At 64.2% G+C, this 15216-nt stretch carries 17 protein-coding genes; 7 read left to right on the top strand and 10 right to left on the bottom strand.

The window, feature by feature from the left end; all coding sequences use genetic code 11:
* The first annotated feature begins 910 nt into the window (after positions 1-910).
* The 7 genes from CUT39_RS12955 to CUT39_RS12925 all read left to right on the top strand — a co-directional run bounded on the left by CUT39_RS12955 (position 911) and on the right by CUT39_RS12925 (position 6510).
* Positions 911-2341, top strand: a complete 1431-nt coding sequence (locus CUT39_RS12955) for a helix-turn-helix domain-containing protein (protein WP_100447236.1) — start codon at positions 911-913, stop codon at positions 2339-2341.
* Positions 2342-2381: 40 nt separating this feature from the next.
* Positions 2382-3263 (top strand): aminoglycoside phosphotransferase family protein, encoded by an 882-nt coding sequence (locus tag CUT39_RS12950; RefSeq protein WP_100447460.1) that lies wholly within the window; start codon positions 2382-2384, stop codon positions 3261-3263.
* A gap of 318 nt (positions 3264-3581) precedes the next feature.
* Entirely contained in the window at positions 3582-3998 is a 417-nt protein-coding gene (locus tag CUT39_RS12945) for a hypothetical protein (RefSeq protein WP_100447233.1), read from the top strand.
* Positions 3991-4185: a hypothetical protein gene (locus CUT39_RS12940; protein ID WP_100447230.1), complete on the top strand. Its 195-nt coding sequence runs from the start codon at positions 3991-3993 to the stop codon at positions 4183-4185. The genes CUT39_RS12945 and CUT39_RS12940 overlap by 8 nt, the downstream gene beginning before the upstream one ends.
* Positions 4186-4288: 103 nt before the next feature.
* Complete coding sequence (locus CUT39_RS12935) at positions 4289-4642, top strand: hypothetical protein (protein ID WP_100447227.1); 354 nt, start codon at positions 4289-4291, stop codon at positions 4640-4642.
* 37 nt (positions 4643-4679) lie between these two features.
* Positions 4680-5450 carry a hypothetical protein gene (locus CUT39_RS12930; protein WP_100447225.1) on the top strand — a complete coding sequence of 257 codons (771 nt, stop codon included), beginning with the start codon at positions 4680-4682 and terminating at the stop codon, positions 5448-5450.
* A gap of 403 nt (positions 5451-5853) precedes the next feature.
* Positions 5854-6510 (top strand): prepilin peptidase, encoded by a 657-nt coding sequence (locus tag CUT39_RS12925; protein ID WP_100447223.1) that lies wholly within the window; start codon positions 5854-5856, stop codon positions 6508-6510.
* Positions 6511-6624: 114 nt separating this feature from the next.
* Here CUT39_RS12925 and CUT39_RS12920 read toward each other — a convergent pair whose 3' ends face one another.
* The 10 genes from CUT39_RS12920 to CUT39_RS21235 form a co-directional block, all read right to left on the bottom strand.
* Complete coding sequence (locus CUT39_RS12920; protein WP_100447220.1) at positions 6625-7002, bottom strand: hypothetical protein; 378 nt, start codon at positions 7000-7002, stop codon at positions 6625-6627.
* 41 nt (positions 7003-7043) lie between these two features.
* Positions 7044-7643 carry a hypothetical protein gene (locus CUT39_RS12915; protein ID WP_100447217.1) on the bottom strand — a complete coding sequence of 200 codons (600 nt, stop codon included), beginning with the start codon at positions 7641-7643 and terminating at the stop codon, positions 7044-7046.
* A gap of 94 nt (positions 7644-7737) precedes the next feature.
* The gene (locus tag CUT39_RS12910) at positions 7738-8238 is read right to left on the bottom strand and encodes a hypothetical protein (RefSeq protein WP_100447214.1); all 501 of its coding nucleotides are present in this window, start codon (positions 8236-8238) and stop codon (positions 7738-7740) included.
* Between the two features lie 89 nt (positions 8239-8327).
* Complete coding sequence (locus CUT39_RS12905) at positions 8328-8672, bottom strand: hypothetical protein (RefSeq protein ID WP_100447212.1); 345 nt, start codon at positions 8670-8672, stop codon at positions 8328-8330.
* A gap of 282 nt (positions 8673-8954) precedes the next feature.
* Positions 8955-9317, bottom strand: coding sequence for a P-loop NTPase family protein (locus CUT39_RS12900; RefSeq protein WP_157930672.1), 363 nt, complete (start codon positions 9315-9317; stop codon positions 8955-8957).
* Between the two features lie 110 nt (positions 9318-9427).
* The gene (locus CUT39_RS12895) at positions 9428-10237 is read right to left on the bottom strand and encodes a transposase family protein (protein ID WP_100447458.1); all 810 of its coding nucleotides are present in this window, start codon (positions 10235-10237) and stop codon (positions 9428-9430) included.
* A 31-nt stretch (positions 10238-10268) separates the two neighbouring features.
* A complete protein-coding gene (locus CUT39_RS21505) occupies positions 10269-11516 on the bottom strand; it encodes a reverse transcriptase domain-containing protein (protein WP_198587107.1) in 1248 nt (415 codons plus the stop codon).
* Positions 11517-11518: 2 nt separating this feature from the next.
* Positions 11519-12055 (bottom strand): reverse transcriptase N-terminal domain-containing protein, encoded by a 537-nt coding sequence (locus CUT39_RS21500; protein ID WP_100447207.1) that lies wholly within the window; start codon positions 12053-12055, stop codon positions 11519-11521.
* Positions 12056-13239: 1184 nt separating this feature from the next.
* Positions 13240-14262: a tetratricopeptide repeat protein gene (locus CUT39_RS20375; protein ID WP_157930671.1), complete on the bottom strand. Its 1023-nt coding sequence runs from the start codon at positions 14260-14262 to the stop codon at positions 13240-13242.
* 284 nt (positions 14263-14546) lie between these two features.
* On the bottom strand, positions 14547-15113 hold the full coding sequence (locus tag CUT39_RS21235) for a transposase family protein (protein WP_157930551.1): 567 nt from the start codon (positions 15111-15113) through the stop codon (positions 14547-14549).
* Between the last annotated feature and the right edge of the window lie 103 nt (positions 15114-15216).

The following is a 15216-nucleotide window of genomic DNA, read 5'->3' as shown; positions in this document are numbered from 1 at the left end:
GCCGACCGCGCAGAATCAGGCCAGCGCGCGGTCGGCCCAGCCGGTTGGAGGCAACCCTGCCGAGTGGTCATCCGGCCGCACTCCCGGCATCGTGTCGGCACTGAACGCACCACGCTCGGTCGTCGAAGCGACGGCCCGGCACATAGCTCCAACCGGCCGCCTCTACTCGGCGCACCAGGTCCCCGTAGCCCATAAAGGAGACCTCCAACCTTGCCGGGCGAGGCAGCAGGACACCGAGACGGCCCTCGGAGCGCCCACCCGCTCCGACGCCTGCTCGGCATCCGATTTGAGGTCGTGGCAGTCCACGGCTCGCTGGCCGCGATCATCGTTGAACACACCAGCGGCTGCGGCGGGAACGGGAGGAACGACGGTGGTCACCGCCGCAGCCGCTGGATCGTGGGAAGCCTCGGCCCTGCAGCGACGCAGGCGGCCGGCTTCCCCGGCTCCGTCGCTTCCCACCGCGACGGACGAGAACGGAACGACGAACGGCAGAAGCGCTTCAAATTCGCCCCAGCTGACGGCGCTTGCGAAGTCATTCATGACGTCCCGCCTTCCGCGGCCGTCGTCGCCAGGCACCCGTCGACACGGCCCCGGAGCCGAAGCCCAACGGCGCAACCTCTTGAGGATGCACGCCCAGCCGCCTTCCGGCAGTGCACGCAGTCGAGCAGGTGCCGGATGAGTTCGGCCCTGGCCTGGTCGACGGACATCCCGCCGACCGGATCGCCCCCATCAGGGATGAGGCTAGAATCTGGGACCGTGATTCGGGTCCATCGCCGACGCCATCGGGCCACGGTGGGTGCATGATCGGTTGCCATGTATGTAGCCTGAATTACGACACCGCGCCGGACAAGCATCTGAAGCAGACACCAAACGGTTACGGGCTTTGTCCGCTTCAGGCGAGGAGACGGTCATGCCTTACCCGGAAAAGCAGCTCGAGCCCGAGAAGGGCCTGCTTGAGTGGTTCGGTGCTGAGCTGCGCCACCACCGAAAACTCAGCGGCCTGTCCCAAGATGAGCTTGGCCAGCGGGTTTACACATCCGGTTCAAAGATTGGCAAGATCGAGAAGGCCCAGCGCGGGTGCTCAGTCGAACTCGCAGAAACCCTCGATCGAGAGCTGAAGACCGGAGGCGTGCTGACTCGCGCCTGGCGTTTGGTCGAATCTCAAGCGGACGAACGGCTTTCCGAAGCGGACAATGACAGGATTCTCGGCCAGAATGTTGACGCAGACCCGGTCGTCAGGGACATGCTGGACTCGCATTTCTCAACCGCTCGAGGAGAGTCCGTGGATCGACGAAGGTTCCTCGCGGCAGGCGTCGGGTTCGCAGCCGGGGCCGTCCTCGCTGATGGCACTAGCACCGTCGAAGATCCCCAACTCGATCTCATGGCGCAGATGGATCAGATCACGACCGCCTGCATCCGAATGGGAAGCAGGCGGCGGATCGGCCGGGCAGACCTGACGAGATTGAACGCCGTCCACGACCTCTACCAGTCGCTCGATTACCAGTACGGTGGCGGCCTAGTCCATCAGAGTATGAACCGCGTCGCCGATGCTGCCGCGGTCCTGCTGGACAGCACCCATCCCGACCAACTTCGAAACGAGCTGTACACAACGGTCGCGAATCTCCGTCTATTGGCCGGCTGGACGGCATTCGACATGTGCGACCACTGGACCGGCCAACGGCACTTCGCAGCGGCCGAACGACTCGCAGCGACCACAGAGAACATGAGCCTCGCTGTCTTCGTCCATTACTGCCAGGCCCGCCAGTTCCAGCACCTACGGCACAACCGTGATGCCGTCGAAGTCCTCCGACTTGCATCGGACCGGGTAGGAACGGGAGCGACTGCTGGCACGCAGGCGGTGCTCAACGCGACTATCGCAACGTCGTTCGCTGCTCTCGGCGACCGGGAGGCTGCCGTCCAGGCATTGCGTCACGCTGATGACGACTTCGGCCGTATTGATGCCAGCCAGGAGCCTCCGTGGATCAGATGGATCGATCGTGCCGAACTGGATGCCCAGTTCGGCAGGGTCTACCGCGACTTCGCCCGCCAGGACCGTCGATTCGCTGATGAGGCCGCCGAATGGACCCGAAAGGCCATCGACGGGTTCGACGAGGGGATGCAGCGCAGTAGCGTCCTCAACCAGGTCGGACTATGCTCAGCCTGGTTCCTCGCGGGCGAACCGGACACAGCCTTGGAGGTCGGCGCGGAGATCGTCGCAGGCGACGGTCAGGTCCTCTCGCAGCGGGTACGGGAGCGGGTCGCGAACGTGAGCCGCGACGCGGGCCTGTGCGCAGGCCGTTCGGACGTCGACGACTTCATCGCCATGATCACCCCACGATAAGGAGCACGGATTGACGACCGGACGGTTCACCGACGATCGGATGCGCGCAGCGCTCAGCGACATCGCAGCTCGACTCGGAGTCGTCGACGACGACGCCCAGGTGCTGCACATGGCCAACAACGCGGTCTACGCTCTCCCCGGAGCCAGCATCGTTGTCAGGATCACCCGTTCGACCAAGCTCCACGAGCGCATCCGAAAGGGCGCCCGGCTGGGATCCTGGTTCGCCGAGGTCGATGCCCCGACCATTCGTCTCACGGGCGCCATTCCCCAGCCGCTGACTATTGAAGACCTTCTCGCCACCGTCTGGGACTACATCCCACCCGCACCGACACCCAGCCCCGAAGACTTGGGGAAGGTCCTCAAAGAGTTCCACAGTCTCCCGGCCCCTGACTTCGACCTGCCGAGATGGGACCCGGTCGGCACCGCCCGCAAGCGAATCGCCGACGCCGAGGCGCTGGAAGACACCGACCGCGCATCGTTGCTGGACTGGTGCGATCGACTAGAGCCCGAGGTGGACGCTCTCGTCACGGAGTCGGAGGGCTCGCTCATCCACGGCGACGCTCATGTCGGGAACCTACTCCGCCGCCCCGATGGCCGCGTTGTCCTCTGCGATTTCGACTCGACCTGCCTGGGCCCCTCGGGTGTCGATCTCGCCGCCGTCGCCGCCGCCGCGATCTGGTTCACCGACTCCGGAGAGCACGCCCGTCTCGCCGCCTCCTACGGCCACGACATCACCACGGACCCAGCCTGGCCGGTCCTCCGCCAAGCCCGCGAACTCACCTTCGTAGTTGGCGGAGTCCCCCTCATGGCCAGCACACCCGGAGTAGCCGAAGAGTTCAAGCTCCGCCTCGCCACGGTCATGACCGGCGACACCAGCACACCCTGGACCCCATACGCCGCCTTCGGCAACTCCGACAGGTAGCCTGACTAGGACTATTCGCTCGAAAGCCACACACGCGGCCCTTGGGAGCCGTCAACGGCCGAGGCCCCGATTTCGACCTCCTATCACTGCGCCCCGGCCAGTGGTTCCAATGGGTGTTGGTTCCCTGCTTGGGAATCGTGCTTTCGCCCTCATTGCATGCGCCTTGCAGCGTCGAGTCCACCGCTTCCGAATCCGATCCGGCATCACACGGTTGATGTAAGAAACCGGACATGGGCCAGTCGGTGCCCACAATGATCATCACATTGTGTCATTTTCGATGTATCGCACGTTACGTTCGATCACCATCGAGGATGTGCTATGGCCCGACCCATCAAAGTAGCGCCCGCAGTCGATCAGCGCCCGGCCCATGAGGTGACCGGCCCGGTCGAGTCCACCACGGTCGACGTGGCGGCCGTCCGCAGCCAAGCGAGGGAGGCGTTCGCCAGCATCGACCGTACCGGCGACCTGCCGCACCGCGTGGCCGCGCTCAACCGCCGCCTCCACCGGCTGACTCTGACCAAGTACCACCCCGACTCCGGGGTTCGGATGACCATGGCCTTGGATTTCACGCTTGCCGAGGTCTATCTGCCGGGCCCGGTCGAGACCGAATCGGCCGCGCTGGCGGTCGAAACAGTCTTTTCCCTCATGGCTTCGGCCCTCCATCGCGCGGTCGCGGCCACCGTCCTGGACTTGGCCGACGAAATGGCCGCGGTGCTGGGAGGCGAGGATGACTGACTCGACCGCCGATCGCCGCGAAGCCGCCAAAAGCGCCATCACCGCCCTGGAGCGACAGCTCGGCAGGTTCACCCGCGGCACCGAAGGCACGGCCGTCTCCCATGACGGCACGGTTTGGGTGCGGACGCGCATCAACGGCGATTGCCGGGTTCGGCTGCGCCCCCGCGAGTCCGACGCCGACGAATAGGCCGAACGAATCCGACTCACCTACAACTCGGCAGTCCGCCGCATGTCCCGCCAGCTCACCGCCTCCGACCCGGTGGCCCGGCTCGCCGACAGGGAGGTCTGAGATGCCTTCAGTTGACCCCGATCAGGTCGAACAATTCGCCCAACGCGTCCGCGCCCGCCACGACCAGATCGATGCCTACCGCGACGATCTGATCGATGCGGAGGTGAGTACCACGCCGTTCGGGGGCGACGAGGCCCCGTGGGCGGGGCCCTTGGCCGAGACCTGGAACAGCATCGTCGGCTACCGCATCGTCGACTGCGACGCGGTCGGCGAGGCTGTCGACAAGACCGACCTCAACCTGCTCCACGTGGCCGCGGTCTGGTTCGAAGCCGACGGTCAGAGCGAGGCCGACTTCAACGACACCGGCGCCTCCCTTGCCGAACACGCAGCCGGTGAGTTCTACCAGGACTGGTAACCCCAGTCGAGGCCGTGAACTGGAAGGAGGTCACAACGTGACCTATTGGCCACTCGGACAGTTTCTGTGCACCCCCGAATACCTCGACGATCTCGAGGCGGTCGACCGCGCCTGGGCCGACTATGGCGGCTGGGGTCGGCACGAGCAGTTCAAATCCGACCTCAAGCCCAGCACGATCATTCAACTGTTCTCCCAGGTCGACACCGAAACCCTGCGTGAAAAGGCCGACCTGCTCGGCACCGGTGCCGGCGAGACCGATGGCCCCTTCACCGCGATCGCGGCCGAACGCGGGTACGCGAGCCTGGTCGACGAGGACTGGACCGGGTCCGACGCCGACGCCTTCGCCGAGTACATCGAAGGGCCCGAGGGCCTCGATAGCGACCTCGCCCAGGTCCGCAAACAATGCGACGACACCACCTCGGCCTTCACCGACCTGGCCGACCTCCTCGACAACGCATGCGACGAGCTCTACGAGTTCTGCATCGAACACATCGTCGGATTCGCCGACAAGTACAACGCCTGGACCGCAGTCGGCACCGCGGTCGCCGAGGCCGGCGTCGCCGCAGCGGTCGGCTTGGCAGGCGGTGCGGCGGCCGGATCCTTTGCTGGTGGACCGCCCGGCGCTATAGCCGGAGCCGCGATCGGCGCCATCATTTCGTTCTTCCTGACCTTTCTCTGGAAGATCGTGCAACTCGATGGGGAGCTGATGACTAGGGCATCGGATCTGATGCAGGCGCTTAACCACAGCAAGTACACCGATGTCGACGACGGCTGGCACCCGACCGGCACCGCGCCGGTGCCGCGATGAGCCGCCGACCGCACCGGCCAGGGCCGATCATCGGGGTCGTCGAACGGTACTGGCGTTGGCGACGCATTCCTTGGCGGCAGTGGAGCCGACGACGCAAGACCCTGACCCTGATATACTTGGTCGTCTTCGCCATCTGCTGGGCGATCGCCACCAACCTCTGGATCCTGCCATGAACCGGTGTCGACGAGCGCTCCGGCAACGTCGCGGGCTCGCTCGACATACCCGCCGAGGCGCCGACCCGCGCCTCCCCGGACTCTTCTCAGCACTCTGCCGCACACGGACTGAGTCGTGAGTCGTCTACGCCTTCAGGGCGCATGCGCGGGAGCGTCAAAGGGTGGTCGTATGAATTGGCCTTGTCCCGATTCGGCTGAGGCCCGCCGAGCTCGCTCTCTAGACTCACTTCATGTGGATGTTGGCGGCCGGGTTCGGTGGACTGGCTGTCGCGGTGCTGATCTGGCGGTTCACACTCGCGCTCGTCCCCGACGCGCGTGGACGGGGGGCTGCGGAACTATCTCTCGGGTGGCATCGTGGCGCGATGGTCACCACAGTGGTCGGCGGGTCCGCAGGTGCGACTGTGGTGGTGGGCGTTCTGCCAGAGCGTCCCGCTGCGGTCGCGTTTGCGCTGTTCGCGGCCCTCTCTCCTGGTCTTGCCGTGATCGACGCGGTCACGCACCGGCTGCCGTTCGTCCTTAGCGGCCTCCTTGGAGCCGCAGTGATTGCTTGCTTCGGCTGGGATACTGCATGGTCTGGCGGATCGGGGCCGTTGGAGCGGGCGATGTGGTCCGCGTTGGCCGTCGGAGCCTTGGCGCTGATTTGGTGGCGAATCTTCGATGGCGGCGTAGGGCTCGGCGACGTGGCCTTGCTGGCGGTAATCGCGGCTTTCACCGGCTGGTGGTCGTGGGCGGCGGCGTGGGGCGGGGTCACCCTGGGGTTTGTCTTGGCCGCCTCGGCGGCCGGTGTGGCGCGCTGGCGGGCTCGTGTGCCGGTGGAGTATGTACCACTGGGGCCGTGGTTGCTGGTCGGGTGCTGGGCCGCCGTGGTTCTAGCGGTGATCTCCTGAGGACATCGCAGATGTTATCTATTGTGGACTTACAGTGTATAAAAAGAGGCACCCGTCATGCGGAGCGCGGTGGGCCAGACCTCGATCCGGCCCATCTGATCAACTCGTTGCTGCTCAGTCGTCCGGAGCCTCGGCGATGGGGATGAGCGCGATCCATTGCGCGGTGGCGCTCTCGTTGCATTCGGTCATGTACTCTTGCACGGCGCCGATGAGTTCCCAGTGGCCTTCGGCTTCGGTATTCGCCGGATCGGTGAGTGCGTCTCTCCAGCCGGGTGCCGCTTGGTCGAGTTCGGCCGTGTCGATCTCGATGTGGTAGTCGATCTCGTCGCGGACGATGAAACCGACGCGGTCGCCGTCAGTGAGCGCTTCAGTGCGTCGGCGTGTGTCGAGGATCGGTATCCGGGAGCGGATCGCTTCGGCCGCGTATGGCAGTTCGGTGAGCATCGTCTGCCAGGTGTGGCCCTGGTGGTCGGTGTGAGCGTTGTCCTTCATCGCTATCCTCTTGTGGCGGGTTGGGCAGTCCGGGCCGACTGCTAACTGGCTTTCGGTTCGGGTTGCCTGCAGGGGCATTCGCACGGGGATCCGTCGACCGTTCCCTTGCACAACTCGTGCAGGCGGGCGGCGCACGCGTTGGTCAGGAGCCCTTCGGGAATGGGGCGGTCGTCTCTGTCGAAGACGACCAGTCCTGCCTCATCGGTGAGGACGAGAAAATAGGCGCTGAAGACGGTGCGTCGGACGAGTCGCCGTAGACCGAGGAGGTAGCCGGTCTCGAAGTAGTCTGGATGGACCTCCCGCCGCGGCTGGTCGAGCAGGTGCGGTTCGGGGTAGTCGATCGGGTCGGCTCCGATGCCCATCGCCAGGGGCTGGAACCCTGCACGCTGGGCTTCGGGGATGATGGCCCGCAGGATCAGGCCCGGGCTGATTGCGACGGCCGCGTTCAGGCGGTGCCAGCGGACATTGTCGATCGCCGCAGCGATGCGTTTGCGGTCGACCATCTCGGCCGTATACGGGCGGCGCAGTTCTGCCCAGTTGCGTTCGAGTCCCGACTCCGGGTACTCGGTGAGCCAGTAGTCGCTGGTCTGGTCGGCGGGCTGGGTGTGCTCCTTGTCGGGAGGGTGTGGTGTGCTGTTCACGGCAGCGCTCCTTCTCGATTGCTGTGTCGTAGGTGGATTCGTGTTGCCGGCCTGGGGGCCCGCGTGGCCGCGCGAGCCCCCAGGCATCTCTGAGTCAGGTTCGGTCCCCGGTCACGCGGGTGCGTCCGGGCTGCAGTGCATGGAAGAACGCCTGGTGCAGGCCGCGGACCATCGCGATGAGGAATTCGTCCGGGTCGGGCCCAAATGCTGGCAAGGCGCGGCGGAGCAGACCCTCGGAGTTGCGGTGCTGGATGTACTTCGCGCACACCTCGCATGCGTTCCACTCGTCGGTGGGCTGCTGTTCCTGGATGGGCTGGTCGTCGTGGTCGAGCGCGTGGATCTGGATGCCCGGGGCCCGGTAACGCCACTTGACCGACCTCGAGGTGCAGAAGTCGCAGACCTGGTTGATCTGGTCCTCGTAGTGCTCGGCTCGGGGCTGCGGGACCGGTTCGTGATCTGCCTCGATGTGCAGCGGATGGTGGTAGATGATCTCGCCGGTGAGCGCACCGGAGTCGTCCTTGGGCAGGGTTCGCCACAACGGCCGCGAGCAGGTTCCGCAGACCATGCTCGGAATGGGCGTGCCTTCGAAGTTCATGCGATCGTCTCCTTTTCGATCTCGTTGCTGGGCAGTGGCGAGCGCCGATGCGCAGTCCGCATCGGCGCTCGCGAGGCGGTGCTGGCCGCTCACGTGCCTCCGTTCGCGGAGTCTTGGAGGAGGTCGGCGAGCAGCTCAGGCAGCGCTAGTGACAAGAAACCCAGGGCGTCCATGCCGTCGGGTGATTTGGCGACGGCTTCCTCGATACCGTTGGGCGAGGCCCAGCGGTACTGGGAGGCGGACCGTTCGATCACGACCGTCTGCCAGAAGCGCGGGTGCCGACTGCGGCCGTAGAAGGCCGTCAGAGTCCGGAGCTTCTCGGTCGCGATGTTGTCGCGTTCGCGCCGCATCTCGGCGATGGCGTCGGCGAAGACGTCCTTGATGGTCTGGTCGGTGCCGGTAGCGAGCTGCCGGAGGTCAGCTTCGCGGTACACGAAGTTGACGGAGTTGAGCCGGCCCCAGCCGCGGGAGGATAACCGGCTACCCTCGCTTCCGGCGGCGGTGACTACTCGATGCTCGCGGCCTGGTAACCGGCGCGCCCACCGCAGCGCTGGTCACTGGTCCGCTGGGCCGGTAGCGGGCCGGCGGAAGCGGTCCAACAGTGCGGTGGTTTCGCGAGGGCGGTGCACAATGATCACCTCGCAGTCCTGGCCATGGTCGATAAGCACTTCCCGGACGCGCGGTGCGTGTCGGCGGCGGTAGATGGCGACGTACCGCTAGAACGGCCAGGTGATACGGACGAACACTCCGCTTCCGTGCTGGCCGGGCCCGTGCCAGCGGTAACGGGCCAGGACTCGCCACAGGTACCGGATCAGTCCGTAGTCGTGCCAGATCACAGTGTCGGCCCATGACAGGTGTTCGGACAGGGTCGAGAGGTAGTTGCCGTCGCAGACCAATCGCCGCTGCCCGAGCAGGTTCCGCTCGGCAGCGGCGAAGACGGCCGGTTCGGTTTCGTTCCAGCCGGGGTCGTAGCGCAGTTCATCGAGGTGCGCCACGGGCGGATCCAGGACCGCGGCCAGATGGTGGGCCATGGTGGTCATGCTGGCCCCGGCGTACCTCAGCAGCACCACACGCTCCACCCCGACTCCCCTCAATCTCACCTCGGTGAGCCTCGCATAGCGAATATAGTGGCTGAGGCCGATAAGTCGGCCGGTACGCACCGCGCGGCGGATGAGATACTGAACTTCTTTCATCGTGATCGGCGGTCGTATTCGATGAGTACGCCGACGGCCTTGGTGATCTGAGTGATCTGGTGTGGGTCGCAGCGGACTCGGTCGAACACACCCCACTGTTTGAGCTGCGCGAACGCGCGCTCGCCTGGTCCGCGCAGTCGTGCGTGGAGCCGGTTGTGCTCTTTCTGCCAGGCTGGTCTGCCCCGGCCCCAGAACGGCGTGACCACCAGTTTCTCATCAAGGCCGCGGTAGCCCTTGTCGCCCAGGGCGAACAGGCCTGCCTCCTTGATGAATCGGGGCAACAGCCAGATCCGGGCGGCGGCGGTGTCGTGGATCGATCCGCGTATGGCCCCCGAAACCCATAGCAGTTCCCCGGTCGGCGAGGCGACGGCCTGGAGATTCATACCGTGGTGGCGGTGCTTGCCGGAGAAGAAGGGCCGGTCGATCCGGTGGCGCTGCGTGCGGATGAGCGTGCCGTCGAGGATCACAAACGCCCAGCCGGCGCGCTTCGCCCACCGCAGTGCCTGGCGCAGCCCGGTCGCCTTGGCCGCGAGCAGGCCGATGGTCTCGCGGACCCGGCGCCAGGCGGTCGCCTCCGAGATCCCGAAGCCAGCCGCCAAGTGCCGCAGTCGCTCGCCTTTATGCAGGTAGGCCAAGGTGAGCAGTGCCTGGTCACCTGGTGCGAGGCGGCGCCATCGGGAACGGATGGTCTTGCGGTGGGCGCGGATGAGGGTCGACACGCGCCTCAGGGTGGCTGTCGACAACGGCAGCGCCGCAGGGTAGAAGTCGGGTAGCGGTGGCGTGTTGCCACGCCATCGCCCCCTCAGAACCGTGCGTGCGTGTTTCCGCGCACACGGCTCAAGCAGAATCCTTGGGCGTCTTGCGTTTTCGTCCGGTCGCTTTGTCCTCGGCTGCGTGGTGCTGCCGGTGACAGTCACCGTGAACGAGTTGGAGGTTGGTCAGTTCGTCCCCGCCGCTGTCACGCTGGTAGGTCAGGTGGTGCCGGTTGACCATGCGGGAGGCGGTCTTGAACCATTCGATCCATTCACGAGCGAACTGGGGTTGGAACTCGGCTCCGACGATCAGCGTCTGCCCGCACAGGGGACACAGTCCCTTCTGCTGGAACGCCAGTCTCGCGTTGGCGTTGTTCATGACCGGCAGCGGCGTGGTGCGTCGCCGCCGGTCCCAGTAGTCCCGCAGTGCGGGGTCGTCCGGAGAGAACGGGCCTCGCACGATGGTGTGTCGGATGATCGGGGTCCAGGCGAATTTGGGCAGGTAGGCGCCGGTGTTTGGGTCGCCGAACACCCACTTGTCCTGCCTGGTCTTGTTGAACTGTCCGAAGTACCTGCGGTAGACCCAGGTCTTCGATTTTCTCGGGTGAGTACGTTTGGCCCATGTGCAGGCCAGTTTCCACAGGTGCTGGTCGAGATCGGCGAACACCTTCTTGGCGACCGCGTGCCGGTAGTAGGTCGCCCAGCCGCGCACGATCGGCGCGATCCGGATCAACACCGCCTCGGCGTTGGTGCCGCGAAGGAGCCGGAACTCCTCCCGCAGTCTCGCCCGAGCCTCCCCGACCGCTTCGCGGCTCGGTTTGATGAAGCAGCGGCCCCGTTCGTATCGGCGGATGTTGAACCCGAGAAAGTCGAATTCCTCATCCAGATGCACGATCCGGGTCTTGTCCTCGTTGAACCGAAGCCCGCGCGGCTCCAGCCACGCAGCCAACCGCTGTTTCACCGCTTCGGCCTCGTGCTTCGTGTGAGCGAAGACGGCGAAGTCGTCGGCGTACCGAACCAGCGCTGGAGTGTCCCGTGCCAGCTTGGGCCGGTCGCCCGGTCCTGGCTGGTAGGTCACTCCGGCGGCCTGTTCCATCCCATGCAGCGCGATGTTCAACAGCAGCGGACTGATGACCCCGCCCTGGGGAGTTCCCTCCTCGGTCGGCGACCATCGGCCCTCTTCCATCACTCCGGCTTTCAGCCATCCTCGGATCATGTCCCGACCCGGGAATTGACCGACCGCGGCCATGAGCCGATCGTGACCGATCCGGTCGAACGCTGCCGACAGGTCGGCATCGAGGACCCACAGTCGTCGAGCGGTCTTGCCTCGCACGGTCAGCGGATCGCCTCGATCGCGTCATGGTAGCCGCGTCCGGGCCGAAACCCGTAGGACTTGGGCTCGAACCTCGCTTCCCACTCCGGCTCCAGCGCGTTCTTCGCCCGCGCCTGGCAGACGCGGTCGAGGATCACCCGAATCCCAAGCGGACGCTGTTTCCCATTGCGTTTGGGGATATACACCCGCTTGACCGGCCGGGGCTTGGCCGTCGGCTCGTTGAGGACCTGTGCTGCCAGGCGCGCCCGCCCGGCAGGAGTCAGGGCCACCTTGCCGTCGATCCCGGCGGTCTTGCGACCGGTGCTCTGCTGCGTCACCCGTCGCGCGCTCACCAGAGCGTTGCTCCGCGAGCGCAGCATGAGCTTTTGCAGGCTGCGGACCCGCTTGAGGTCCCCCTCCTGCGACGCCTTGAAGATCCGTTGGCGAAGTCGCCGAACATTCCCTTCCTCGACCGACCAGTCAATACGTTGCCAGTCGAGCGAGGGACTGCCCTCAGGTCCGTTCACCGCTCGCATCGGAGCGGCGTCCAACTTGCCCATCAGTGAGGGGTCCTTCCCATCATCACTTCAAGATTCCACCAGACCCACGTCAGCGCCCTTGCAGGCCAGGCCAAAGGCCCTATCCGGCGAGTTATGCCCACCTGGCAGAGAGCACCAGATCTGGGGTTTCCTCTCGCCTTTCGGCTGCCGGCGTCCGCTTCTTGGGTCTTCCTGTTCCCGCTGCGGCATCGGCTGCCCTTACAGGTCACCTACTGCCCGCGGCAGACCGCATCGGGGTTGCCACGTTCCACACTCGCCAGCTGCGACGACGCAGGGCGCTTCCTTAATCCCGGACCCAGCGGTGTTCCCACCCCGGGCATGCTGCTACCCGGGGCCGCTCGACGCCTTCCAACGCCGGAGGGGCTATCGGCCAGACACAAAACCACCGGCTGACCGTGCTTCTAACGAGACGTCATCAGAAGTTCAATCGCGTTCGCCCATCGTCGTCTTCCCCTCGCCTGTGTCCCCTGGATGGCTCAGAGGGCCTTGGGCTTCACGTTCAGCTCCGCACCCCGCCGTTACCAGCAACGCACGTGAACACGGGGACCGACCTTGAACACTGGTCAGGGCCTCGTCCAGGCATTACTCCTCTCATTCAGAACTCAGCCACTGGAAGAGTGCGACCTCGTGTCGCACCAGCAACCGGAGCTCCTGGTGGAGGTCGCGGTAGAGGTAGCACCTGCCGTTCTACCAGGTGCTTCTTCCGTTCCCATCAGGCGGTTACCCCAAAAGTAGCTGCAGCGCAACAACACTCGCTCAGGATGCAAGAGGTTCACTGTCGGCGTTTGTCCAGGCGCTTTGGTACCTCCGGGCGCTGCCCAAGGACACCGGATTTCAGGCCCCGGCGTCCGTGCCAGCGAAACGTTGCCACCCAACGGGAGGCGCTGCGCTCGGTCGTTCAGAACGACTCGGCCGCCAACGCCTGGGGCAGGCCGTGATCCAGATTCGCCGCGACTCCGCTGATCAGCAGCTCCTCCCTCGCCTCACGCGAAAGCACCTTCATCGGGCTGAGCCCAATCGCCACGCCCTGAAGAACGAAGCAGACAACAATGAATTACCCATATATAATAGCTCGAACGCTGCCTTTTCCACATCGCTCACCACGGTCACGTCACCGCTCCCGTACTGTGCGGCGGTTTGAAGCCTCCCCGCAGGGCGGCTCCGGGGGCCTATTATTAAGCCAACTAGCCTCCGCCCGCGTAACCGTGATCCCACATAGACATGGACCGTTCTCTCTCCCTTCTTTCTTTTTCCTCTTGCTTCCTCTCAAATTCTTCTCTCATACGGATCCAATCGATGAGATGTTCTGCCACGGTTCCATATCCAGCTTCTAGGTAAGCTTCAACAAGAGGTCGCACGCCTTTCAATCCAATTTTCGACCAGGTGTTGGGGCCGGTTTCCTCGTGTTCGGCGACAATATGTCCACGGAGCTCATATAGTGGAATAGCACGCTCGGGAAGTCCGGATTTCATGTAGGCAAAAGCGCAATTTCGCATTACTATTTCTGTCGACTCTCGATCAAGTCCACCTGCTTGGAGATATTTGTAACACAAGTCAATGGCACGGTGAGGAACGCCGCAGGCCACGAATGTCCTAGTACTATCTCCGATCGATTTCAGGAGCTGGTACCGATCATTTTTCGATAGCTCGTGCTGTTCCTCGCGCAAGGGAATCGCATTCTCCGGAGTCCCCAATCGTTCGTATACTTCGGCAAGCTCGTCCAACATGATTCGTCTGTTGGAAGGAGCTAGTGGTGACCGTTTGAGGCACTCCATGTACAGTTTAACGGCCTTATCCAAGTCGTGGACCCTCGTATACAACCTAGCCAACGGCCAGGCATTGAGCAAAGAGAAGAAGCTCTTACCATCATGATTCTTGTTGGCAATAACTATCTCGTAATTGAGCTCGTAAAGCGCTATTGCATTCGTTGGGGACCCGCGGCGAAGCCATGCGTCAGCCAAGAGACCGCGGGCAGCCAAGGTTTCCCCACTATGTCTACCGAACTTGCGTTCACGTCGGTTGAGATTCTTCTGGATCCAGCGCCCAACATCAAAGTTCATAACGAGCAGATTCCGTGCTTCATTAAGATCATTATCTAGTCGTCTCTTGGTCGGGAACCGCCAGATCATGAATACGACAAGCGCCAGAGTGATAATAGTTGCAAGTATCAGAGACGATACCAGAATTAAAAATTCCAGCGGATTCATTGCCGAACATCCTTTCATGGTGTATTCGGTACCATGATATCAGGATGTCACTTAGCTTGACTACCGTAAGTAGGTTTGTCGGATTGCTGAATTGTTCGGCAACCAATACTGCGGCGGAAGTTTGTTGTGTGACAGTCGGTGATGGTTGAGGCTCGGATCCGACTCTATGGGACGCAAGGGCTTCGGCCAGAAAACGACGCGGCCAACGGTCGATGATTCCTGGTGTGTACCAACAAAATCAAGACGCAGCGGACACTGCGGTGAGCATAGTCCGTGAGTCTGTTTCAAGCTGAGTGGTGTTCGTAGCTGTTGAGGACCTGGACGGCTTTGGCGATCTGGGTAACCTGGTGCGGGTCGCAGCGGATCTGGTCGAGAATCGACCAGGTCTTGAGCTGGGCGAACATGCGCTCGCCGGGGCCGCGGAGCCGGGCGTGGAGCCGGTGGTACTCCGTTTGCCACGCGGGCTTGTTCTTGCCTTTGATCGGCGTGACCACCAAATCGTGGTCGAGACCGTCATAGCCTCTGTCGCCCAGGGCGAACAAATCGTGCTCGGCCAGCAGCCAGGGGATTCGCCAGATCCAGGCGGCTTTGGTGTCGTGGATCGAGCCGCGGATCGCACCGGAGATCCACAGCAGGTTCCCGCGCGCATCGGCGATGGCCTGAGGTTCATTCCATGTCGCTGGTGCTTGCCGGAGTAGCAGGGCCGGTCGATTCGGTTGCGGTCGATCCGGACCAGGGTGCCGTCGAGCATCACGAAGGCTGCGCCCGACCGATTGGCGTGGCGCAGGGCGTCGCGGATGCCCGGGGCCAGGGCGGCGAGCAGTCCGATGGTCTCGCGGGTACGTCGCCACGCGGTGGCGGCCCAGATGCCGAAGCCGGCCGCGAGATCGCGCAGTGTCTCGCCCTTGCGCAGGTAGGCGAGCGTGAGCAGGGCTTGGGTGCCGGGATCGAGGG

This window comes from Glycomyces xiaoerkulensis (assembly GCF_002798405.1).
In the GTDB taxonomy this organism is placed as follows: Bacteria; Actinomycetota; Actinomycetes; order Mycobacteriales; family Micromonosporaceae; genus Glycomyces; species Glycomyces xiaoerkulensis.
This window is presented reverse-complemented; position numbering and strand designations above follow the sequence as displayed.